Origin of the sequence: Streptomyces armeniacus (genome assembly GCF_003355155.1) — a bacterium.
In the GTDB taxonomy this organism is placed as follows: domain Bacteria; phylum Actinomycetota; class Actinomycetes; order Streptomycetales; family Streptomycetaceae; genus Streptomyces; species Streptomyces armeniacus.
This window is the reverse complement of the sequence record NZ_CP031320.1, coordinates 6,117,639-6,137,979: the sequence shown is the minus strand read 5'-3', so window position 1 is coordinate 6,137,979 and position 20,341 is coordinate 6,117,639. Positions and strand designations below refer to the sequence as shown.

20 protein-coding genes are annotated in these 20,341 nt (G+C 71.5%); 10 read left to right on the top strand and 10 right to left on the bottom strand.

The features are described 5' to 3' along the window. The first annotated feature begins 75 nt into the window (after positions 1–75). The gene (locus DVA86_RS26595; RefSeq protein ID WP_208885209.1) at positions 76–645 is read left to right on the top strand and encodes a GTP-binding protein; all 570 of its coding nucleotides are present in this window, start codon (positions 76–78) and stop codon (positions 643–645) included. Here the strand turns inward: DVA86_RS26595 and folE are convergent. From folE to dacB, 6 genes are all read right to left on the bottom strand, one after another. Then, positions 632–1,237, bottom strand: a complete 606-nt coding sequence (folE, locus tag DVA86_RS26590; protein WP_208882045.1) for a GTP cyclohydrolase I FolE — start codon at positions 1,235–1,237, stop codon at positions 632–634. The genes DVA86_RS26595 and folE overlap by 14 nt on opposite strands. 127 nt (positions 1,238–1,364) lie before the next feature. Next, the gene (gene ftsH, locus DVA86_RS26585; RefSeq protein ID WP_208882043.1) at positions 1,365–3,398 is read right to left on the bottom strand and encodes an ATP-dependent zinc metalloprotease FtsH; all 2,034 of its coding nucleotides are present in this window, start codon (positions 3,396–3,398) and stop codon (positions 1,365–1,367) included. A 216-nt stretch (positions 3,399–3,614) separates the two neighbouring features. Then, positions 3,615–4,154, bottom strand: a complete 540-nt coding sequence (hpt, locus tag DVA86_RS26580; protein ID WP_208885208.1) for a hypoxanthine phosphoribosyltransferase — start codon at positions 4,152–4,154, stop codon at positions 3,615–3,617. Positions 4,155–4,207: 53 nt separating this feature from the next. Beyond that, the gene (tilS, locus tag DVA86_RS26575; RefSeq protein WP_208882042.1) at positions 4,208–5,227 is read right to left on the bottom strand and encodes a tRNA lysidine(34) synthetase TilS; all 1,020 of its coding nucleotides are present in this window, start codon (positions 5,225–5,227) and stop codon (positions 4,208–4,210) included. A gap of 143 nt (positions 5,228–5,370) precedes the next feature. Then, entirely contained in the window at positions 5,371–6,528 is a 1,158-nt protein-coding gene (locus tag DVA86_RS26570; protein ID WP_208882040.1) for a zinc-dependent metalloprotease, read from the bottom strand. A 97-nt stretch (positions 6,529–6,625) separates the two neighbouring features. Continuing rightward, positions 6,626–8,107, bottom strand: a complete 1,482-nt coding sequence (gene dacB, locus DVA86_RS26565) for a D-alanyl-D-alanine carboxypeptidase/D-alanyl-D-alanine endopeptidase (RefSeq protein ID WP_208882038.1) — start codon at positions 8,105–8,107, stop codon at positions 6,626–6,628. A gap of 110 nt (positions 8,108–8,217) precedes the next feature. Between dacB and DVA86_RS26560 the strand changes: the two genes are divergently transcribed. Both DVA86_RS26560 and DVA86_RS26555 read left to right on the top strand, forming a co-directional pair. Then, on the top strand, positions 8,218–9,069 hold the full coding sequence (locus DVA86_RS26560; RefSeq protein ID WP_208882037.1) for a hypothetical protein: 852 nt from the start codon (positions 8,218–8,220) through the stop codon (positions 9,067–9,069). Positions 9,070–9,191: 122 nt separating this feature from the next. Then, positions 9,192–9,989, top strand: a complete 798-nt coding sequence (locus DVA86_RS26555; RefSeq protein ID WP_208882035.1) for an FHA domain-containing protein — start codon at positions 9,192–9,194, stop codon at positions 9,987–9,989. 42 nt (positions 9,990–10,031) lie between these two features. On the opposite strand, the gene DVA86_RS26550 is transcribed toward DVA86_RS26555, so the two are convergent. Further along, positions 10,032–10,565 carry a MarR family winged helix-turn-helix transcriptional regulator gene (locus DVA86_RS26550; protein ID WP_208882033.1) on the bottom strand — a complete coding sequence of 178 codons (534 nt, stop codon included), beginning with the start codon at positions 10,563–10,565 and terminating at the stop codon, positions 10,032–10,034. A 116-nt stretch (positions 10,566–10,681) separates the two neighbouring features. Between DVA86_RS26550 and DVA86_RS26545 the strand changes: the two genes are divergently transcribed. The 4 genes from DVA86_RS26545 (at position 10,682) to DVA86_RS26530 (ending at position 15,124) form a co-directional block, all read left to right on the top strand. Further along, the gene (locus DVA86_RS26545) at positions 10,682–11,755 is read left to right on the top strand and encodes a substrate-binding domain-containing protein (RefSeq protein WP_222623370.1); all 1,074 of its coding nucleotides are present in this window, start codon (positions 10,682–10,684) and stop codon (positions 11,753–11,755) included. Between the two features lie 174 nt (positions 11,756–11,929). Next, the gene (locus DVA86_RS26540) at positions 11,930–12,562 is read left to right on the top strand and encodes an AmiS/UreI family transporter (protein ID WP_208882031.1); all 633 of its coding nucleotides are present in this window, start codon (positions 11,930–11,932) and stop codon (positions 12,560–12,562) included. A gap of 93 nt (positions 12,563–12,655) precedes the next feature. Further along, positions 12,656–13,693: an aliphatic amidase gene (locus DVA86_RS26535; RefSeq protein WP_208882029.1), complete on the top strand. Its 1,038-nt coding sequence runs from the start codon at positions 12,656–12,658 to the stop codon at positions 13,691–13,693. Between the two features lie 177 nt (positions 13,694–13,870). Then, positions 13,871–15,124, top strand: coding sequence for an AAA family ATPase (locus tag DVA86_RS26530; RefSeq protein WP_222623369.1), 1,254 nt, complete (start codon positions 13,871–13,873; stop codon positions 15,122–15,124). A 171-nt stretch (positions 15,125–15,295) separates the two neighbouring features. Here the strand turns inward: DVA86_RS26530 and DVA86_RS26525 are convergent, their stop codons facing one another. Genes DVA86_RS26525 through DVA86_RS26515 form a run of 3 tightly spaced genes read right to left on the bottom strand, consistent with a single transcriptional unit; the run spans position 15,296 to position 16,738 of the window. Continuing rightward, positions 15,296–16,003 carry a hypothetical protein gene (locus DVA86_RS26525; RefSeq protein WP_208882027.1) on the bottom strand — a complete coding sequence of 236 codons (708 nt, stop codon included), beginning with the start codon at positions 16,001–16,003 and terminating at the stop codon, positions 15,296–15,298. Then, the gene (locus tag DVA86_RS26520; RefSeq protein ID WP_208882025.1) at positions 15,987–16,541 is read right to left on the bottom strand and encodes an RNA polymerase sigma factor; all 555 of its coding nucleotides are present in this window, start codon (positions 16,539–16,541) and stop codon (positions 15,987–15,989) included. Before DVA86_RS26520 ends, DVA86_RS26525 begins: the two co-directional genes overlap by 17 nt. 29 nt (positions 16,542–16,570) lie before the next feature. Further along, on the bottom strand, positions 16,571–16,738 hold the full coding sequence (locus tag DVA86_RS26515) for a hypothetical protein (RefSeq protein WP_208882023.1): 168 nt from the start codon (positions 16,736–16,738) through the stop codon (positions 16,571–16,573). 670 nt (positions 16,739–17,408) lie between these two features. Here DVA86_RS26515 and DVA86_RS26510 point away from each other — a divergent pair. From DVA86_RS26510 to DVA86_RS26500, 3 genes are all read left to right on the top strand, one after another. Next, positions 17,409–18,281, top strand: coding sequence for a S1 family peptidase (locus DVA86_RS26510; protein ID WP_222623368.1), 873 nt, complete (start codon positions 17,409–17,411; stop codon positions 18,279–18,281). 236 nt (positions 18,282–18,517) lie between these two features. After that, positions 18,518–19,159 (top strand): ATP-dependent Clp protease proteolytic subunit, encoded by a 642-nt coding sequence (locus DVA86_RS26505; protein ID WP_208882021.1) that lies wholly within the window; start codon positions 18,518–18,520, stop codon positions 19,157–19,159. 166 nt (positions 19,160–19,325) lie between these two features. Further along, complete coding sequence (locus DVA86_RS26500) at positions 19,326–20,315, top strand: Ppx/GppA family phosphatase (protein WP_208882020.1); 990 nt, start codon at positions 19,326–19,328, stop codon at positions 20,313–20,315. The last annotated feature ends 26 nt before the right edge of the window (positions 20,316–20,341 follow it).

Below are 20,341 nucleotides of genomic sequence, written 5' to 3'. Positions count from 1 at the left end.
GGCACCGGCACAGGCACAGGCACAGGCACAGGCACCGCCGTCGGCCTCGACCCGGCGCCGGGCGAACGGGCGCCGCTGAGCAGCTCCGCCACCAACGGCCTCAAGATCGTGATCGTGGGCGGCTTCGGTGTCGGCAAGACCACGATGGTGCGCTCCGTCAGCGACATCCGGCCGCTCAACACCGAAGAGACGATGACCCAGGCCGGCGAGGGCGTCGACGACCCCAGCGCGGTCGCGGACAAGACCACCACGACCATCGCGTTCGACTTCGGCCGGATCACCCTCAACGAACGCGCGGTGCTCTACCTGTTCGGCGCCCCCGGCCAGGAACGCTTCTGGTTCCTGTGGGACCGCCTCTTCAGCGGGACCCTCGGCGCGGTCGTTCTCGTCGACACCCGCCGGCTCGCCGACTCCTGGTACGCGATCGACCGGCTGGAGCACCACGGCACGCCGTTCATCGTCGCCAGCAACGACTTCGGCGGGCAGCACCACACCACCGCGCAGATACGGGAGGCCCTGGACCTGCCCGACGACATCCCGCTGGTCCACTGCGACGCGCGCTCACGGGAGTCCAGCAAGGAGGTGCTGATCACCCTCGTCGACTACCTCTACGCGCTGTCGACGGCCCGGCTCAGCGCGCCATGATCAGGCTCATGGCCTCGGCCCGCGTGGTGGCGTCCCGCAGCTGACCGCGTACGGCCGAGGTCAGGGTCTTGGCGCCGGGCTTGCGGACGCCGCGCAGCGACATGCACATGTGCTCGCACTCGATGACCACGATCACGCCGCGCGGTTCGAGGATCTTCAGCAGCGAGTCGGCGACCTGCGTCGTCAGCCGCTCCTGCACCTGCGGGCGGCGCGCGAACACCTCGACCAGCCTGGCCAGTTTCGACAGCCCCGTGATCTTCCCGGTGGCCGCGGGGATATAGCCGACGTGCGCCACACCGTGGAACGGCAGCAGGTGATGCTCGCACTGGCTGACCACCTCGATGTCCTTGACCAGGACCATCTCGTCGTGGCCCAGGTCGAACGTCGTGGTCAGCACGTCCTCCGGACGCTGCCGCAGGCCGGCGAAGAGCTCGCGGTACGCCCGCGCCACCCGCGCCGGCGTCTCACGCAGCCCCTCACGGTCGGGGTCCTCACCGACGGCGAGCAGCAGCTCGCGGACCGCGTTCTCGGCCCGCTTCTCGTCGAACTCGGCTATGGAGCCCTCAACGTCCACCGTCACCGGGTCGGTCATCAGTTCCTCGTTCCTCAGACGCACATGCACGCCACATAGGTCGCGCCCCACAGGCTAGAACCTGTGGGGCGCGGCCGGAATTCCACACTGTGTGCAGCGACACTGCACGGGCCTGGGGCCCGGGGCGTCAGCCCTCCGGTCGGGGCTCCTCCGCCAGCTCGATCTTGTCGCTCACCGGGTCCGTCGGACCGATCTCCTTGCCCTTCTCCGGCGTGGGCGTGGAGCCGTTGGTCAGAGCGGCCGCGGGGACCGAGACCGGAGGCCGGGTGGAGGGCGTACGGCGCGAGGAACCGGTCCAGGCCGGCCGCGGCGGACGCTTGACCACCGTGGAGAAGATCTCGGCGATCTCCTCCTTGCCGAGGGTCTCCTTCTCGAGCAGCTCCAGCACGAGGTTGTCCAGCACGTCCCGGTTTTCCACCAGGATTTCCCAGGCCTCGTTGTGCGCCGTCTCGATCAGCTTCTTGACCTCCTCGTCCACCAGCCCGGCGACCTCCTCGGAGTAGTCGCGCTGGTGGCCCATCTCCTTGCCGAGGAACGGCTCGGAGCTGTCGGAGCCGAACTTGATCGCGCCCAGCCGCTCGGTCATGCCGTACTGCGTGACCATGGCACGGGCCGTCGCGGTGGCCTTCTCGATGTCGTTCGACGCACCGGTGGTCGGGTCGTGGAAGACGAGCTCCTCCGCCGCGCGCCCGCCCATCGCGTACGCGAGCTGGTCGAGCATCTCGTTGCGCGTCGTGGAGTACTTGTCCTCGTCCGGCAGGACCATGGTGTACCCGAGGGCACGGCCTCTGGAGAGGATCGTGATCTTGTGGACCGGATCCGAGTTCGGCGAGGCCGCCGCGACCAGGGCGTGTCCGCCCTCGTGGTACGCGGTGATCTTCTTCTCCTTGTCGGACATGATCCTGGTCCGCTTCTGCGGACCTGCCACGACCCGGTCGATCGCCTCGTCGAGGTAGTGGTTGTCGATCAGCTTCCTGTCGCTGCGCGCGGTGAGCAGCGCGGCCTCGTTGAGCACGTTGCTCAGGTCGGCGCCCGTGAAGCCGGGCGTACGCCTGGCGACTGCGCCGAGGTCGACGTCCTCCGCGACCGGCTTGCCCTTCTGGTGAACCTTGAGGATCTCCAGCCGGCCCTGCATGTCCGGGCGGTCCACCGCGACCTGGCGGTCGAAGCGGCCGGGCCGCAGCAGCGCCGGGTCCAGGATGTCCGGGCGGTTGGTGGCGGCGATCAGGATGACGCCGCCCTTGACGTCGAAGCCGTCCATCTCGACCAGCAGCTGGTTCAGCGTCTGCTCGCGCTCGTCGTGACCGCCGCCCATGCCGGCGCCGCGGTGGCGGCCGACGGCGTCGATCTCGTCGACGAAGACGATCGCGGGAGCGTTCTGCTTGGCCTGCTCGAACAGGTCGCGGACCCGGGAGGCACCGACACCGACGAACATCTCGACGAAGTCGGAGCCGGAGATCGAGTAGAACGGGACGCCCGCCTCGCCCGCGACGGCGCGCGCCAGCAGCGTCTTGCCGGTGCCGGGCGGGCCGTAGAGCAGGACGCCCTTCGGGATCTTGGCGCCGACCGCCTGGAACTTCGCGGGCTCCTGCAGGAACTCCTTGATCTCCTCGAGCTCCTCGCACGCCTCGTCGGCGCCCGCGACGTCCGCGAAGGTCGTCTTCGGGGTGTCCTTGGTGATCAGCTTCGCCTTCGACTTCCCGAAGTTCATCACTCGGGAGCCGCCGCCCTGCATCTGGTTCATCAGGAACAGGAAGACGACGATGATCAGGACGAACGGCAGCAGGGAGAGCAGCATCCCGACGAACGGGTTCTGCTTCGACGGCGACACCGTGTAGCCGTCGGGGATTTGCTTGTTCTCGTATTTGCTCTGGAGCGTCTTCGCGAGATCGACGCCCTGGTCGCCGATGTAACTCGCCTTGATCTTGTCGCTGTCCTCGACCTTGACGCCGTCCTTCAGCTCGAGCTTGACGATCTGCTCGTCGCCCGTCGTGAGCTGCGCGGACTTGACCTTGTCATCGTTGATCGCCTGGGCCACCTGGCCGGTGTCCACCGTCTTGTGACCCTCGGAAGAGCCCACGACCTGCATCAACACGACCACGGCGAGGACGGCCAGCACGATCCACATGACCGGCCCACGGAAGTATCGCTTCACGTCCATCCACACGAGGCGAAGTACGCCCCGTCCCTCCTGCCACAGTGAGTTGAAAAAGCCTGACCCTCGGACGGTACCCCAGCATTGTCACCCGGCGCCGCCGAGGACGGTCAACCGCTCCGCCCTCGCCTCGTCCAACGGCGGGGCGGGCGAAACCGTTCCCGGATGCCGGAAAGCTGTCCGTACGCTCCCCGCGAACGGGGCCGAACCGCGTGGAAACGTTCAGCCGCCGTACACGTGCGGTGCGAGCGTCCCCACGAACGGCAGGTTCCGGTATTTCTCCGCGTAGTCCAGACCGTAACCGATCACGAACTCGCTGGGGATGTCGAAGCCCACCCACTTCACGTCGATCGCCACCTTGGCGGCGTCCGGCTTGCGCAGCAGCGTGCAGACGTTCAGCGAGGCGGGCTCGCGGGAGCCCAGGTTGGACAGCAGCCAGGACAGCGTCAGACCGGAGTCGATGATGTCCTCGACGATCAGTACGTGCCGCCCCTTGATGTCCGTGTCCAGGTCCTTGAGGATCCGCACCACTCCGGACGACTGCGTTCCGGCGCCGTACGAGGACACCGCCATCCAGTCCATCGTGACCGCGCTCGACAGGCTCCGTGCGAGGTCCGCCATCACCATGACCGCGCCCTTGAGCACGCCGACGAGGAGCAGGTCCTTCCCCGCGTACTCGGCGTCGATCTTCGCGGCCAGCTCGGCCAGTTTGGCGTCGATCTCTTCCTTGGTGATGAGCACCGACTCCAGGTCGGTGCCCATGTCTTTCTCGTCCACCCGTGCCGCTCTCGCTCGAAGTCGGTCCGCCGACGCTGTCAGCTCTGCCGGACGACCAGTCTGCCACCCCGCCTGAGGGCTTCCACTCGGCCGGGCAGATTGATTGCCTGCTGCCCGCGCCAGGCGGTGATCAGCCGGTCCATCTCCTCGATGTGCCGGGCGAAGAGGGATCCGGCGGGCGCTCCGGCGGCGATGGCCGTACGGCGCAGCACACGCCGTCTCACGGCGGGCGGCAGGGAGTAGAGGCGGGCGATGTCGAGCTCGCCGGGGAGCGCGGGGTCGGCGCGTACGGAGCGTTCGGCCTCGTCGGTCCAGGCGTCCAGGGCGTCCGCGTCGTCGCGGGAGAGCTGGGCGGTACGGGCGAGGGCCTCGACGACGCCCTTGCCGAGCGCCTTCTCCAGCATCGGCAGCGCCTCGTGCCGGACCCGGGAGCGGGTGTAGGCGGGGTCGGCGTTGTGCGGGTCGTCCCAGACCGGGAGGGACTGCACCATGCAGGCCCTGCGGGTGGTCTGGCGGTCGACGGCGAGGAAGGGGCGGCGGTAGCGGCCGTGCGCCCCGGAGATGGCCGCCATGCCGGACAGCGAGCGGGTGCCGGAGCCGCGCGCGAGGCCGAGAAGAACGGTTTCGGCTTGGTCGTCACGGGTGTGCCCGAGCAGAACGGCCGCCGCGCCGTGCCGCTCCGCGGCGGCGTCCAGGGCGGCGTAGCGCGCGTCGCGGGCGGCCGCCTCGGGGCCGCCGCCGCGGCCCACGGACACGGTGACGCAGTCGACCGGGTCGAGCCGGAGGGCGGTGAGCCGGGCGGTGACGTCGAGGGCGCGGTCGGCGGAGCCGGGCTGCAGACCGTGGTCGACGGTGATCCCGCCGGCGCGGACGCCGAGGCGGGGGGCCTCGAAGGCGAGGGCGGAGGCGAGCGCCATCGAGTCGGCGCCGCCGGAGCAGGCCACGAGCGTGAGAGGAGGTCCGGACGGCGCGGGAAGCGCGCGGTGGTCATTGAGGATGTCGTGCAGAACGCGGCGGACCGCCAGGCGTATCGCGGCGACCGCGGGATGGGGACCCATATCCGATTCACTTCCTCGGGGAGAGGGTTGGTCACGCTGAGTGTGTCGATGGTGACAGAGACGGGTTGCGTCCCTGAGCATCGCACGCTGACCCGTCGCTCACGGTCCCTCGGATGGGTGATTGGAGAGGTTTCCAGTCGTCATCAGCCCGCCTTCCGGTGCACCCTCGCGATCCAGTCCGCGGGCTTGCTGATCTCCGCCTTGGTGGGCAGCGTGTTCGGCGACGTCCAGACCCGGTTGAAACCGTCCATGCCGACCTCGTCGACCACGGCGCGTACGAACCGCTCGCCGTCCCGGTACTGCCGCAGCTTCGCGTCCAGGCCCAGCAGCTTGCGCAGCGCCTGGTCGAGCCGGCCGGCGCCGCTGGCCCGGCGCTTCTGGAACTTCTCGCGGATCTCCGCCACGGTCGGCACCACCTCCGGGCCGACGCCGTCCATCACGTAGTCCGCGTGGCCCTCGAGGAGGGACATCACGGCGGTGAGGCGGTTCAGGATCTCGCGCTGGGCGGGCGTCTGGACCAGCTCGACGAAGCTGCGGTCGCTCGCCTCCTCGCCCTCCTCGCCGGCCGGCCTGGCGCCGGTCAGCGACTGGGCGGCCTCGCGCAGCCGCTCCAGCAGCGTGGACGGGTCGACGTCCGTCTCCTGGAGGAACGACTGGATTTCGCCCCGGATGTGGTCCCGCAGCCATGGGACGGCCGTGAACTGGGTACGGTGCGTCTCCTCGTGGAGGCACACCCAGAGCCGGAAGTCGTGCGGTGCGACGTCGAGCTCGCGCTCCACGTGCACGATGTTCGGCGCGACCAGCAGCAGCCGGCCGCCGCCGTCCGCCGCGGCGGGCAGCTCGCGGGTCGCCGGGGCAAACGTCTCGTACTGCCCGAGCACGCGCGAGGCCAGGAACGACAGCAGCATGCCGACCTCGACGCCCGTCACCTTGCCGCCGACCGCGCCCAGCACCGCGCCGCCCGGCATGCCGGCGCGCCGCTCGCGCATCTTGCCCAGCAGCGGGGACAGCAGCTCGCGGAATCCGGCGACGTTCGCCTTGACCCAGCCCGCCCGGTCCACGACCAGGACAGGGGGTGGGGTCTCCCCGCCGAAGGTAGGGGAAGCGTCGTCGACCCGGGTCGGCTCGAGCCGGGTGAAGGAGCGGACGTGCTCCTCCGACAGCTTCGCGTGCCGCCGTAGCTCCGCGACGACCTCACGCGCCTCGTCCCGGCTCACTTCGGGGCCCGGCCGCACAAGTCGGGTCGCGGTCGCGACCGCGAGATTCCAGTCGACCATCTCCACACCACCGAGGCTCGTCATGACTTCACGGTACGTGCCACGGCGTGCGGACGGGAGCGGACCGTCTGACGCGACCGTACGGGGGCGGGGCGCGCGGGACGTGTGAGGCGGAGCGGAGTCAGCGGCAGCCGCAGTTCGCGAGGGACGACGCCAGCTTGTCGAGGGCCTTCTGCGCGCCCTGCCGGTCGGTCGTACCGGTGGTCATGAACGCGAACACGAGCAGCCGCCCGTCCGCGTCCACGACGCTGCCCGCCAGCGTGTTGACGCCGGTCAGGGTGCCCGTCTTGGCGCGTACGAGGCCGGCGCCGCGCGCCGCGTCCGCGTACCGGCTGTCGAGCGTGCCGGAGAAGCCCGCGATGGGGAGGCCGGTCAGCACCGAGCGCAGCTTGGGGCGTTCCGGGTCGGCGGCCAGTACGAGGATGCGCGTGAGCAGCTCCGCCGGGACCTTGCCGGCGCGGTCGAGGCCGCTGCCGTCGGTGATGTGCGTGCCCTTCGTACGCAGTCCGAGCTTCGCGAGGCGCTTGCGTACGGCGTCGCCCGCACCGGCGAAGCTGACCGGCGCGCCGTCGGCGACGGCGGTCTGCCGGGCGAGTGCCTCGCCGATGTCGTTGTCGCTGTGCGTCAGCATCCGCTCGACCAGGGCGGACATGGGTGCCGAGTGGTGGACGGCCAGCCGGTCCGCCTTCTTCGGCGCCTTGGTCTCGGCGGGCTTGCCGGAGACGTCGACGCCCGCGTCCGACAGGCTCTCCGCGAACGCGTCGGCGGCGTCGCGCGCCGGGTCGGCGGAGCGCGGGGCGGGGCCGCGGCTGGTGTCGTTCAGCCGGGCCTCGTTGACCATGAGCGGGGTGACGGGGGCGAGGTTCTCGTTCGGGCCGATGCCGTGCCGTACGGGGCCGGAGTAGAGGGAGGTGTCGTAGCCGAGCGAGACCTTGGGCCCGGACTCGCTCTTGGACTTGTCCTTGTCCCCGGTGAGCGCCTTCGCCGTCGCCTTCGCCAGCTTGTCCAGGTCCTCCGCGGTCATCGTCGGGTCGCCGCCGCCGACCAGTACGACGCGGTCGCCCTCCCCCCGTACGGCCCGGGTCGCGATCCGGTGGTCCGCGCCGCGTGCGGACAGGGCCGCGATCGCCGTGGCCAGTTTGACGGTGGAGGCGGGCGTGACCGCGCGGTCGGGGGCGGCGTCGAACAGCCGCTTGCCGCTGGCCACGTCCACCACCGAGGCGGTGCGTACGGGTCCCAGCGCGGGGTCCTTGAGCAGCGGCCGCAGGGAGTCCGCGAGGCCGGTGGCGGTGGGGGGCGGCGGCGCGTTGTCGGCGCCCCCCGTGGAGGGGCCGCCGTCCTTGCCGTCGTCGCCGAGTGCGGTCAATACGCCGGGGGCGCTGGGACCCGTACGCACCGCCTCGGTGGTGGACGTGGCCAGCGGCAAGCGGCTGTTCGACGCCGCCCCCGACGGACACCGCCCCCGCCCTCGACCCGGGCGCGCTCGCCGCCCGAATCCCGGCCGTCGGCGCCGCGGGTGACGCGCTGCGCAGGTGGGGCGGCGCGCGGACGCTCGTACGGCACCGGCCGCTGCTGGCCGGTACGGCGGCGGCCGTCCTCGCACTGGCCGTCGCGCTCCCGCTGACCCCGCTCCTCTCCGGGGACGGGGACGGGGGCGGGGGCGGCAGGCCGGACGGCAAGTCGCCGCCGCACCGGGGCCCTGATACGGCGAAGGTGTCGCCGGTCATCGGCGACGCCCGTACGGCCGACCCGTGCGCGCTGACCGAGCCCGCCGCGCTCGGCCGCTTCGGTGAGACCGAACTCGACCGGGACTACGGCAACTTCGACCGCTGCGACGTCCTGGTGGACCTCGGCGAGGACAACGGGGTGGACGTCACCGTCGACCTCAACGCCGGCCCGGCACCCGAACTCGCCGACCCGGACCGGTCCGTGGGCCGCGTCAGCGTCGTCGAGGACCCGCCGGAGGGCGGCGAGTGCGAACGTACGCTGCTGCTGTCCGGCGACACGGACAACTTCATCACCGTCAGCGCGGAGCAGACGGAGTCCGGCCGCGCGCCCGTGTGCGACATGGCCGACGTGGCCACGGACAGCGCCGTACGGACGCTGAACAAGGGCAGGCTGCCCCGCCGTTCACCGCCCCTCCCCGCCGCGTCGATCGCTCACCAGGACACGTGCGCGCTGATCGGCCCGCGCGCGCTGGAGATCGTGCCGGGCATCGACGCGGGCGATCCCGACGTGGGCTTCGGCGGCTGGGACTGCGACCGGGAGAGCACCACCAGCGACCTGTACCTCGACGTGCGCTTCGACCGCGGCCCGCCGCTGAGCGCGGAGGACGGCGCGCCCAACCGGTTCAGCGGGTACCGCGCGTTCGTCGAGCCGGACGGCGAGGGCGACGAGACGTGCCTGGTACGGGTGGTGTACCGCACGTACGCGGATCAGAACGGCCAGGTGGCGATCGAGATGCTGTACCTCGTCATCGGCGGCTCGCGCCCCACCGCCGAACTGTGCCGCATGGGCGGCGACATCGCCCGCGAGGCCGCCAAGGCCCTGCCCCCACCGCGGTGAGCGAGGAACGAGCGAGCCGAGCCGAGGCGAGCCCAGAGAGGGCCGTGAGGGGTCCCAGACGTGGTGCGGCACTCTGTGGGTACGAGGGGGCGGCGCGCCCGTATGTCATCAAGGAGGTCGCGGTGAACAGTTCGGACAGCCTGGCGCGCGGTGTCGCCGCCGCCAGCCCCGGCACGCTGCACGCCCGTTCCGTCGCGGGCGACATCCGGGTCCCGCCGAGTGCGGGGCGCACCGTACGGTTCGGGCGCGGTGACGAGCCGGACGTCGATCTGTGCGTGGGCGAGGACGACCTGCGGGTGAGCCGCCGGCACGGCGAACTCACGTACAGCAGGCGCCAGTGGTGGCTGCGGAACACCGGGCAGCAGCTCGTACGGCTGCCGCGCGGCAGGCTGATGCACACCAGCACCGAGCCGGTGCCGCTGGCGGCGGGCTACACGCCGCTGTTCGTGCAGGGGTCCGGGCACCGGGAGCACCTTGTCGAGCTGTACGTGACGAGCCACGACCAGCAGCCTCTCGTACCGCGGCGGCGCGCCGACACGCTGCCGCCGAAGCGCTGGCCACTGGACGAGGACGAACGGCTGCTGCTGGTCGTGCTGGGGCAGCGGTACCTGCGGTACGAGGAGGCGCCCCGGCCGCTCTCGTACCGCCAGGCCGCCGAGCAGCTGAGCTACCTCCGGGAGGGCAGCGGCTGGGGCGAGCGCCGGATCGAGCACAGGATCGTGGCCGTACGGCGCCGCCTCAGCGACGGGGGCTTTCCGCAGCCGCTGCTGCAGGACCGCGAGGCGGGCGGGCCGTGTGACAACAACCTGCTGCACAACCTGCTCAAGGGGCTGGTGGAGTCGACGACGCTGGTGCCGCCGGACCTGGATCTGATCGACGACCCGGAGGAGCTCGAGGACCTGGACGGGCTGAACGTCTGACGGCCGCCGCCGGTCCACGGCCGCCGCAGGCAGGCGCCCGCGCTAGTCGGCTCCCGTCGGGAGGCCGCCGCGCTCGTCCCGCTCGCCGCGCTCGTCCCGCTCGCCGCGCTCGTCCCGCTCGCCGCGCTCGTCCCGCTCGTCCCGCTGCGCGGCCGGGCCGCTCTGTGCCGCCAGCTTGCCGAGCAGGGCCAGGGTCGCGTCGGGGTCGCCGGTGCGGTCGAGCAGTTCGCGTTCCACGGCGTCGATGCGGGCGGCGATCCGCCGGTACGCCGCGCGGCCGCGCGTGCTGAGGTAGACGCGGACCTTGCGCCGGTCGTGCTGGTCGACCTCGCGGTAGACGACCGCGTTGGCCACGAGTCGGTCGACGACCCTGGTCAGCGTGGGTCCGGTGGTCATCGTCTCTGCCGCCAGGTCGAGCATGGCGAGGCCGTGCCGTCCCGCGAGCGCCTCGACCACCAGCCACTGGTCGAGCGAGAACCCCTCGGCTTTGAGCAGCAGTTCCACCCTGGCGGTGACCGCACGGGCCGCTCTGGTCACTGCGAGTGTGAGCGGCTCCGCCGCGGTGCGGTCAGGCATGGGCCGCTGTCCTCCCTCTTGCGGAACCTCTGGCCAATTGTAAGACTTCCAAATGAAAGTAAGTCAACTACGCGGAGACTCGTCGGCCTCGATGCGCCGGCCGCGCGGAGTCGCTCATGACCTTCGGCGTTGCGCAGTGCCGCCAGGACCCCTGGCGCGTGGCGATGGTGATCCCCCTGCAGGGCCCGGCCGGGCTGTTCGGGCCGTCCTGTGAGGCGATCGCCCAACTCGCCGCGCACGAGCTGAACCGCGAGGGCGGCGTGCTCGGCCGCGAGGTGACCCTCCAGGTCCTGGACGGCGGCGCCGACCCCGCGCTGGTCGCGGCCGAACTCGCCGCGCTCGTCGAGTCCGGCCGGGTGGACGCCGTCAGCGGCTGGCACATCTCCTCCGTACGGAACGCGCTGGCGCCCGTCGTCGCGGACCGCGTCCCGTACGCGTACACGTCGCTGTACGAGGGCGGCGAGCGCAGGCCGGGCATCTTCTGCACCGGCGAGACGCCCCGTGTGCAGATCGAGCCCGCGCTGCGCTGGCTGCGGGACAACCTCGGCGTACGGCGCTGGTTCGTGGTCGGCGACGACTACGTGTGGCCGCACGTGTCGACCGCCGCCGTACGGAGGTTCGCGCACGAGCTGGACCTGCGGATCGCGGGGGAGGCGTTCGTCGGGCTCGGCGCGGGCGACATGGACCGGCTGATCCGGCAGGTCGAGGTGGCCGACTGCGACGGCGTGCTGATGCTGCTGGTCGGGCAGGACGCGGTGGAGTTCAACCGGCGGTTCGGCGGCCGCGGGCTGCACGAGCGGCTGCTGCGCTACAGCCCGCTGATGGAGGAGAACATGCTGCTGGCCAGCGGGTGTGCGGGGACCCGGAACCTGTTCGTGTCGGCGGCGTACTTCCGTTCGCTGGTCAACGCCGACGCCATGGACCTGATCGGCCGCTACGTCGGGCTGCACGGCGCGGGCGCGCCCACCCTGAACAACGCGGCCGAGTCCTGCTACGAGGGCCTGCACGCGCTCGCCGGGCTGGCCCGCCGCGCCGGCAGCGCGGAGCTGCCCGAGCTGAACGCGGCGGTCGACGGCGTCGCATACCACGGGCCGCGCGGGACGGTGGAGTTCCGCGGTCAGCAGGCCAGCCAGCGGGTGCACCTCGCGGTGGCCGACGGATACGACTTCGACGTCATCACCCGGCTGTAGCGGCTCCCCGGGATCCCCCTCCGCCGCTTCGCTCACCCTGCGGTGGCCGACGGCTGCTCCGCGTACGGCTGCGCGGAGCGTTCGGCAAGACCCCTTGACGGGCCGGACCCTGGACACTTACTTTCACTTGAAATTATTCCACCTGGTGAGCAGTAGTGGAAACGGAGGCATCTCATGGCCAACGTCGGTCTGCTCTACGTCGGTGCGGTGCTGTTGATCAACGGGCTGATGCTGCTGGGGAAAGTGCCCACACGGGCAGCCGCCCCGCTCAACCTGTTCGTCGGGGCCCTGCAGTGCGTCACCCCGACCGTCCTGATCATCCAGGCGGGCAGCGACGGCGACGCGATCCTCGCCGCCTCCGGGCTGTACCTCTTCGGCTTCACGTATCTCTACGTCGGGATCTCCAACCTCGCCGGGCTGGAGCCGGAGGGCGTCGGCTGGTTCTCCTTCTTCGTCGCAGGTGCCGCACTTGTCTACGCGGGACTGTCGTTCTGGCGCGACGGCGACCCGGTGTTCGGCGTCATCTGGCTCTGCTGGTCGCTGCTGTGGTCGCTGTTCTTCCTCGTACTCGGCCTTGGCATCGCCCGGTTGACCAGGTTCACCGGCTGGACGACGACCCTGCTGGCCCTGCCCACCTGCACCCTGCCCGCCTTCCTGGCGATGACCGGCGGCTACCGGTCCGACGGCGGGCTGGCCCTGATCGCCGCCGTCGTCGGGGTGCTCCTCGTCGCGCTGGCCGCGCTGCTCGCCGGCCGCGGACGCACCCCCGTACGGGCGTCGGCGCCCGCCGCGCCCGCTGCCACCTGAGCACGGCAGCGCCCCCGAACTCCGCCCCGGACCGCCCGGATTCACCCCACTCCCGCACCACAGCAGTTCCCGCCCGAATCCAAGGAGTACGCAATGCGACACGGTGACATCTCCGCGAGCCCCGACACCGTCGGCGTCGCGGTCGTGAACTACAAGATGCCCCGGCTGCACACCAAGGCCGAGGTGCTGGAGAACGCCCGCAAGATCGCCGACATGGTGGTGGGCATGAAGACCGGGCTGCCCGGCATGGACCTGGTGGTGTTCCCCGAGTACTCGACGCAGGGGATCATGTACGACCCCGAGGAGATGTACGCGACCGCCGCCGTCATCCCCGGCGAGGAGACGCAGATATTCTCCGCCGCCTGCCGCGAGGCCGGCACCTGGGGCGTCTTCTCGATCACCGGCGAGCAGCACGAGGACCACCCGCACAAGCCCCCGTACAACACCCTGGTGCTGATCAACGACCAGGGCGACATCGTTCAGAAGTACCGCAAGATCCTGCCCTGGTGCCCGATCGAGGGCTGGTACCCCGGCGACACGACGTACGTCACCGACGGCCCCAAGGGCATGAAGATGTCGCTGATCATCTGCGACGACGGCAACTACCCGGAGATCTGGCGCGACTGCGCGATGAAGGGCGCCGAGCTGATCGTCCGCTGCCAGGGCTACATGTACCCGGCCAAGGACCAGCAGGTGCTCATGGCCAAGGCCATGGCGTGGGCGAACAACTGCTACGTCGCGGTCGCCAACGCCGCCGGATTCGACGGCGTCTACTCCTACTTCGGCCACTCCGCGGTCATCGGCTTCGACGGCCGCACGCTCGGGGAGACCGGCGAGGAGGAGTACGGCATCCAGTTCGCGCAGCTGTCCCTCGCCTCGATCCGGGACGCCCGCGAGCACGACCAGTCGCAGAACCACCTGTTCAAGCTGCTGCACCGGGGCTACTCCGGGGTGCACGCGGCAGGTGACGGCGACAAGGGCATGGCGGAGTGCCCCTTCGACTTCTACAAGCTCTGGGTCACCGACGCCGAGAAGGCGCGGGAGAACGTGGAGTCGATCACCCGGAACACCGTAGGCGTCGCGGACTGCCGGGTCGGCACGCTGCCCGTGGAGGAGACGCTGCAGGCCTGACACCGGCGTGCCGGCGGCGCGACACCGCCGCCGGCACGCGCGGCAGGCGGCGATGCGCAGTACGCGATGCGCGGCACGTGATGCGCGGCGCCCGATGCGCCGCAGTTGATGTGCAGTGACCGATGTGCGGGGCCCGTTCCGCGGGCCCGCTGGAACCGACACCGGAGGGAAGCCGCCGTGCCGTACCTGACCGACATGTACCACGACCAGAACCGGCGCAGGAACGGCGACGAGCCCGCGGCCCCGGGCGACGTACACCCGGACGCTCCGGGTGCTCCCGACGGTACGGGCGCTTCGGACGGCCCGGGCGGCCCGGAGCAGCCGACGCCCGGCGGCTTCGACCCGGAGCGGCTGTCCGGGCGCCTGCGGTCCCGTGTGCTCGGCCAGGAGCCCGCGGTCGCCGCAGTCGTACGCGCCGTCGTCCTGGCCACCGCCGGCGCCACCGACCCGCAGCGGCCGCTCGCCAACCTGCTGCTGGTCGGCCCCACCGGGGTCGGCAAGACGGAACTCGTCCGGCAGGTGGCCGCCGAACTGCGCTCTGGCCCGGACGACTTGTGCCGCGTGGACATGAACTCCCTGGCACAGGAGCACTACGCCGCCTCGTTCACGGGCGCGCCGCCCGGCTACGCGGGCAGCAAGGAGGCGTTCACCGTCTTCGACCGGACCACCGTGGAGGGCGACCCGTACCGGCCGGGCATCGTCCTCTTCGACGAGGTCGAAAAAGCGCACCCTACGGTGCTGCGCGCCCTGCTGCACGTCCTCGACAACGGCACGCTGCGGCTCGCCAACGGGCAGCAGACCATCTCGTTCCGCAACAGCTTCGTCTTCCTCACCTCCAACCTCGGCAGCGCCGAACTCGCCCGCCGCCGCGACGCCCGCTGGCGGCGGGCGGCCGACCGGCTCGGCGCGCGCTCCGGCGCGCTCACCGCACGGCTCGCCGCCAAGGGCAACAAGGACGTGCTGACGGCGGCGCTGCGCGGCTTCTTCGACACGGAGTTCCTCAACCGCATTGACGAAACAGCGGTGTTCACGGAGCTCGACACCGCCACCGCCGAACGGATCGCGGCCCTGGAGATCGAGCTGCTGCGGCAGCGGCTCAGCCGCCGCTCCGTACGGCTGGACGCGGACGCGTCGGTGACGGCGCTGCTGGCCGAGCGCGGCTTCGATCCGGTGTACGGCGCCCGCGGCCTGCGCCGTACGGTCCGTACGGTGCTCGCCGCACCGGTCGCCGACGCCGTCCTGCGCGTACGCCCCTCCGGCGGCGAGCCCGTACACCTGCGGGTGCGGGCGGGCGCGGACGGGGAGATGCGGGTGACGCCGCAGGACACTCCGGACGGCACGGCGGGACGGGAGGCGCCGGACGCGACGGAAGGGCGTGAGGCGCCGGACCGGGAGGGCGCGAGGGACCGGGCGGAGGCAACGGACGCGTAGCGCGCGCCACTTGCGCCCGCCGCCCTCCGTCTGCGGCGCTCACCCGCCTGGGGTGGCGTCCCTCCCGTACGGTGTCGCTTCCGTAAGCCTGCCCGTACGCCCGCGGAGCAGCACCGCGGCCGCGGCCGCCGCCGCATGTACGTACGCGCGGACACGTACGTACGTCCCGCCTCACAGCACGGCCGTCAGCTCCTCTATCCGGTCGGTGAAGTCCGGGTCTGGGAGCGGCAGTTCCATGTCGTCCACGAAACCGATCGCCGCCGGCACGTACGCCAGCACCGCCGTCGCCGCCGGCGAGAACCGCGGGTCGTCGCCCCGCAGCACGTCCAGGAGCCGCAGCCCCGCGAGCAGGTCGCGGCCGTCCGCGTGCTCCGTGCTGATCCGTACGTGCTCCTCCAGCCCCGCCTGGCAGTGCCACAGGTCGGCCTCGCGGCCCTCGCCGAGCGCCATGTGGTGCAGATAGAGGCAGCAGGCCGCCGCCACGTCACCGGCACCCGCGGCGAACTGCCACCAGAAGCGCGCGCTGTCCTCCCGGTTCGCCAGCCGCAGCACACACCCCAGGACGAGGGCGCCCTCGGGCTCGGGAAGCCGCTGGGCGAGGAACGTGTGCAGCTTGTGCAGGTCCCTGCCCAGCACCGTCTCGCACAGCACCCGCAGCAGCCGGTGGAAGGAACGCTGCGGCAGCGAGTCGCGTTCGGCGGCCCGTACGGCCGCGTCCCGCGCCGGCTGCATCTGGTCGTCGAACGACAGCGCGCCGTCCCACATACGGCGGGCGATCCGCGCCTTGATGCGCTGCTCGGCCCGCTCGACGTCGGCACTGCCGTACGGGCGGCGCTCGACACGGGCCTTGGCCAGCGCGCGGTCAATGGGCGCGGTCATCGGCTGACTCCTCGTTGTCGTCGTGGTCCTCGTGGTCCAGGCCGAGTGCTTCCCGCAGCCGGTGCTTGGCATAGCGGGCCGTGGAGCGGACGCCCGCCGGGGTGATGCCCAGCAGGTCGGCGGTCTCCGACGTGCCGTAGCCCAGGCAGAACTGCATGACGATGACGTCGTGCTGCCGTTCGGGCAGCGCGCGGATGGCTTCGTAGAGGGCGAGGCTGACCTCGAGTTCGCCGATCGGGTCGACGGCGTGCCGCACCGCACGGGTCTCGAAGGCGGCGCAGTCGATCGTGGACTCCCTGCCCCGGCGGGCCCGTTCGTAGTCCTTGGTGCGATGCTTGGCGATCAGCCAGGCGTACGCGGTGGGGTTCTCGTGCCGTAGCAGCTTGTCCCACTTCAGATAGATCTCTTCGAAGGCCGCGTCCACGGCCTCCTCGGCGTCGCGGCGGTTGCGCAGATACAGCTCCGCCCAGGCTAGGTACTTCCTGCGGTAGTGCTCGTGGAACGCGCGGAAGTCGGCGGGGAGTTCGAGTTCTGTCATAGGGAGCACACCGGTGCGGTCGGGCCGCTTCACCTTCTCCCCCCTCGGCTTCGTCGGGCAGGGTCGTGCAGTTCGTTCACGCCGACGCGTACGCCCGCGGCGGCGGCACGGCGCAGCAGTGCCAGCGCGTCCCTGCCGAGGACGCGTACGGACACCGCGGCGATCAGCAGGTCTCTGGCGAGTTCATGGCTGGTCATCGGGACGTGGGATTTCCCCTCGGGTGTGCGGCAGGCACCTCCCCGATGGCGCCTCGGAGACCGCGGTGGTGCGCTCTCTGCCCCATACAGCGTGTGGCGGGACCGATTCGTGCAACCGACGGACCGAAAATCTTACGAATACGGGCTGTCGGGGGCGAGTTGATCTCCTGATCCGGCCAACACCTGCCGCAAGATGACCGGTTGGGACTGGCCGGCGGGTGATCGCGTACGCCGGTGCCGGTGCCGGTGCCGGTGCCGGTGCCGGTGCCGTCGGCGCGGGGGCCCGCCACCCGCGCGCGTACGTGCCCGCCCCCGCGCTCGGCGGTCCGGCGGCCCGGCTGTCCGGCTGTCCGGCGCCCGGATATGGCTGCGGCCGGCGCTCCGGGATGATGCCAACCGGCAATAGCGCGGCCGTATTACCCGTGCCCGGAATACGTCCGCCACCCACCCCGTACACCGGCCGTTTCGAGCGTCACCGCGCCAAGTGTCCGCAATGTCAGCGCGATTGTCCGGGGAGTTTTCCATAACGCCCGCGGGCATAGCCGGTTGTTATGCCGGTCCGGCATGCCCCGGCGCGTCCGGCGGCCGTTCATAGTGGGGTTTCCGGCCGGGCCGAGTACCGCCGGGCCGGAACACCCCCACCCCTCTCCCTCAAGGAGGGAAATACGGCATGAGATCACGTACCAGAATGCGTGCCTGGATAGGCGCGACCCTCACCGGACTGGTCGCGGCCGCGGCCGTGCTGGTGGCCCCCGCCGCGCAGGCGGCGCCACCGCCGGACGTACACCGGTCGGCAGAGAAGCCTTCCGCCGACCGGCCTTCCGCCGACCGGCCGCCGGCCGGAGCGCCCGCCGGGGCGCCCGGCACGAAGATCGTGGGCGGCCGTCCGGCCTCCGAGCCCTACCCGTACACCTCGTCGCTCCAGGTCGGCGGGCGGCACGGGTGCGGCGCCTCGCTGATCAGCGACCAGTGGCTGGTCACCGCGGCGCACTGCGTCCAGGGCCAGTCGCGGCTCAACGTGCGGATCGGCTCCCCGAACCGCTCCAGCGGCGGCACCCTCGCCACCAGCGCCCGGCTCATCCCGCACCCCTCGTACCGCGGGCTGCCCGGCAGTTACGACGTCGCCCTGGTGCAGCTGAGCCGGCCGGTGGCCGGGACGCCCGTCGCCATCGCCGACGCCTCGCCCGCGCAGGGCAGCGACGTACGGCTGCTCGGCTGGGGCCAGACCTGCCCGCAGCGGGGCTGTGACCAGGGCTCGGAGCAGCTCAAGGAGCTCGACACCCGCATCAACCCGGACAGCATGTGCTCGGGCGGCTTCGACCCGTCCAACGAGCTGTGCGTCTACAGCACTTCGCAGGCCACCGCCTGCTACGGCGACTCCGGCGGCCCGCTGCTCGTGCGGGCCGGCGGCGAGTGGCGGCTCGCCGGAGCCACAAGCCGCGCCGGGGCTAACAGCCCGACCTGCGGCGGCGGCAACTCGACCATCTACACCGACGTCACCGCGCACCGGGAGTGGATCGAGTCGACCGCGGGACTCCGCTAGCCGGTGTGGGGCCGGGCGCGCGGCAGGAGGGGCCGCCGCCCGGCTTCTCCATGCTCAACAAGCCGTGTTTCGGGGCCATCTGCTGTCAGCGAACGAGAAGCCTTTCCCGGTTCCGTTCCCGTGAATGCGTGTTAGCTTCGCAAAGAGTGAGAGTGGGAAGGCTGTTCACTCTCCCGCTGCGCGACCGGAATGACACTGACCCGGTTTTCCGGGATTCATGGAGGAGCAGGAGAACAATGGCCGACCTGACGCTTTCCCATGCCCGAACGCTGCCCCGCGCATACGGCGACTCCGTGCCCGCCGCCTCCGCCGACCCGGTATTCAACCGGCTGCTGAACGACCGCATCATATTCCTCGGCAAGGAAATCGACGACGACATCGCCAACCGCGTTACGGCACAACTCCTCATGCTGGCCGCCGACTCGACCGACGACATCTACCTCTACATCAACTCGCCCGGCGGCTCGGTCATGGCGGGCATGGCGGTGTACGACACGCTGAACTACATCGAGAACGACGTCGTCACCATCGCCATGGGGTTCTGCGCCTCCATGGGCCAGTTCCTGCTGACGTCGGGCACGCGGGGGAAGCGCTTCGCGCTGCCGCACACCCGCATCCTGATGCACCAGCCCTCCGCCGGACTCGCCGGCTCCGCCTCGGACATCAAGATCTACGCGCAGCAGCTGGTGCAGACGAAGCGGGAGGTGGCCGAGCTGACCGCGCAGCACTCCGGGCAGCCCGTCGAGAACATCATCCGTGACTCGGACCGCGACCGCTGGTTCACGCCGGAGGAGGCCCGGGAGTACGGGCTGATCGACGCCGTGATGAGCAGGGCCACGGGCACGATCGGCGGCAGGATGACCGAGCCCGCGGCCTGAGGCGGCGCAGCCTCCCCTTGCACGGTGCGCCGTGCAACGTTGCGCAGAATCGAATCCCTCTCCGGCAACGTTGCACGGCGCTGATTTTCCGAAACGCGTGTCCGAATCGGGCGGGTCGCCGGGAGCCGGGTGTTTCCGTACGACTCTGGTGGGGGACCGGGGAGGGATGCGACTTGCTGTGGTGGATGTGGGCTCGCACACGGTGCGGCTGGAGATCGCGGACAGCGGGGAAGCGGCGACGCTTCCGGTGCACACCGCGAAGTGGCGCCTGCGCCTGGCCCGCCGTGTGAAGGCCGACGGGCACATACCCGCAGGTGAGGTGGACCGCGTGTGCCAGGCGGTCGCCGCCGCCCGCGACGAGGCCCAGGAGTGGGGCGCACAGGAGGTGTTCGCGGTGGCCACGGCGGTCGTACGGGCCGCCCCGAACCGGCGCGAGGTGCTCGACGCCGTGCACGACCGCTCCGGGGTGCCGCTGCGCGTGCTGTCCGGGAAGCGGGAGGCCGAACTGGCCTTTCTGGCCGCACGCCGCTGGATGGGGTGGCAGGCCGGGCCGCTGGCCCTGGTGGACATCGGCGGCGGCTCCCTCGAGGTGGCCTTCGGCCGTACCGGCCTGCCGGACTTCGCGGCGTCCGCGCCGCTGGGCGCGGGCCTGGTGACACGTGAGTTCTTCGCCGGGCAGGACCCGCCCCGGCCGCGCCAGATCAAGGCCGTACGCCGCGAGGTGCGGCGGCAGCTGCGGGAGCCCGCCGCGCGGGTGCGCTGGGAGGCGCCGCGTACGGCGGTGGCCACCTCCCGCACCTTCGAGCAGCTGGCTCGGCTGTGCGGGTCCGCGCCCAAGTGCGAGGGCCCGTTCGTGCCGCGCCGCCTGGAACGGGGCGACCTGCGGCGCGCGGTGAAGCAGCTCGCGAGCATGCCGGCGGCGCAGCGCGCGAAGCTGCCGGGCATCTCGCGCGCCCGCGCCGAGCAGTCGCTGGCGGGCGCGGTCGTCGCGGACGTCACCATGGAGCTGCTCGGACTGGAGTCGGTCACGATCTGCCCGTGGGCGCTGCGGGAGGGCGTCTTGCTGCACCGTCTGGAGAGCGGCGACGCCGCCGGCTGGACGCCGCTGGAGCGGGTCGGCCGGGGCACGGAAGTGGGGGCGGGCAGACACGGCTGACACAGGTGACGTACGCGGTCACGCAC

Excerpts from the sequence above, each read along its gene's own strand:
- folE (WP_208882045.1), bottom strand. The coding sequence starts at position 1,237 with ATGACCGACCCGGTGACGGTGGACGTTGAGGGCTCCATAGCCGAGTTC.
- ftsH (WP_208882043.1), bottom strand. The coding sequence starts at position 3,398 with ATGGACGTGAAGCGATACTTCCGTGGGCCGGTCATGTGGATCGTGCTG.
- hpt (WP_208885208.1), bottom strand. The coding sequence starts at position 4,154 with ATGGGCACCGACCTGGAGTCGGTGCTCATCACCAAGGAAGAGATCGAC.
- tilS (WP_208882042.1), bottom strand. The coding sequence starts at position 5,227 with ATGGGTCCCCATCCCGCGGTCGCCGCGATACGCCTGGCGGTCCGCCGC.
- DVA86_RS26570 (WP_208882040.1), bottom strand. The coding sequence starts at position 6,528 with ATGACGAGCCTCGGTGGTGTGGAGATGGTCGACTGGAATCTCGCGGTC.
- DVA86_RS26550 (WP_208882033.1), bottom strand. The coding sequence starts at position 10,565 with ATGCCTGACCGCACCGCGGCGGAGCCGCTCACACTCGCAGTGACCAGA.
- DVA86_RS26545 (WP_222623370.1), top strand. The coding sequence starts at position 10,682 with ATGACCTTCGGCGTTGCGCAGTGCCGCCAGGACCCCTGGCGCGTGGCG.
- DVA86_RS26540 (WP_208882031.1), top strand. The coding sequence starts at position 11,930 with ATGGCCAACGTCGGTCTGCTCTACGTCGGTGCGGTGCTGTTGATCAAC.
- DVA86_RS26535 (WP_208882029.1), top strand. The coding sequence starts at position 12,656 with ATGCGACACGGTGACATCTCCGCGAGCCCCGACACCGTCGGCGTCGCG.
- DVA86_RS26525 (WP_208882027.1), bottom strand. The coding sequence starts at position 16,003 with ATGACCGCGCCCATTGACCGCGCGCTGGCCAAGGCCCGTGTCGAGCGC.
- DVA86_RS26520 (WP_208882025.1), bottom strand. The coding sequence starts at position 16,541 with ATGACAGAACTCGAACTCCCCGCCGACTTCCGCGCGTTCCACGAGCAC.
- DVA86_RS26515 (WP_208882023.1), bottom strand. The coding sequence starts at position 16,738 with ATGACCAGCCATGAACTCGCCAGAGACCTGCTGATCGCCGCGGTGTCC.
- DVA86_RS26510 (WP_222623368.1), top strand. The coding sequence starts at position 17,409 with ATGAGATCACGTACCAGAATGCGTGCCTGGATAGGCGCGACCCTCACC.
- DVA86_RS26505 (WP_208882021.1), top strand. The coding sequence starts at position 18,518 with ATGGCCGACCTGACGCTTTCCCATGCCCGAACGCTGCCCCGCGCATAC.
- DVA86_RS26500 (WP_208882020.1), top strand. The coding sequence starts at position 19,326 with ATGCGACTTGCTGTGGTGGATGTGGGCTCGCACACGGTGCGGCTGGAG.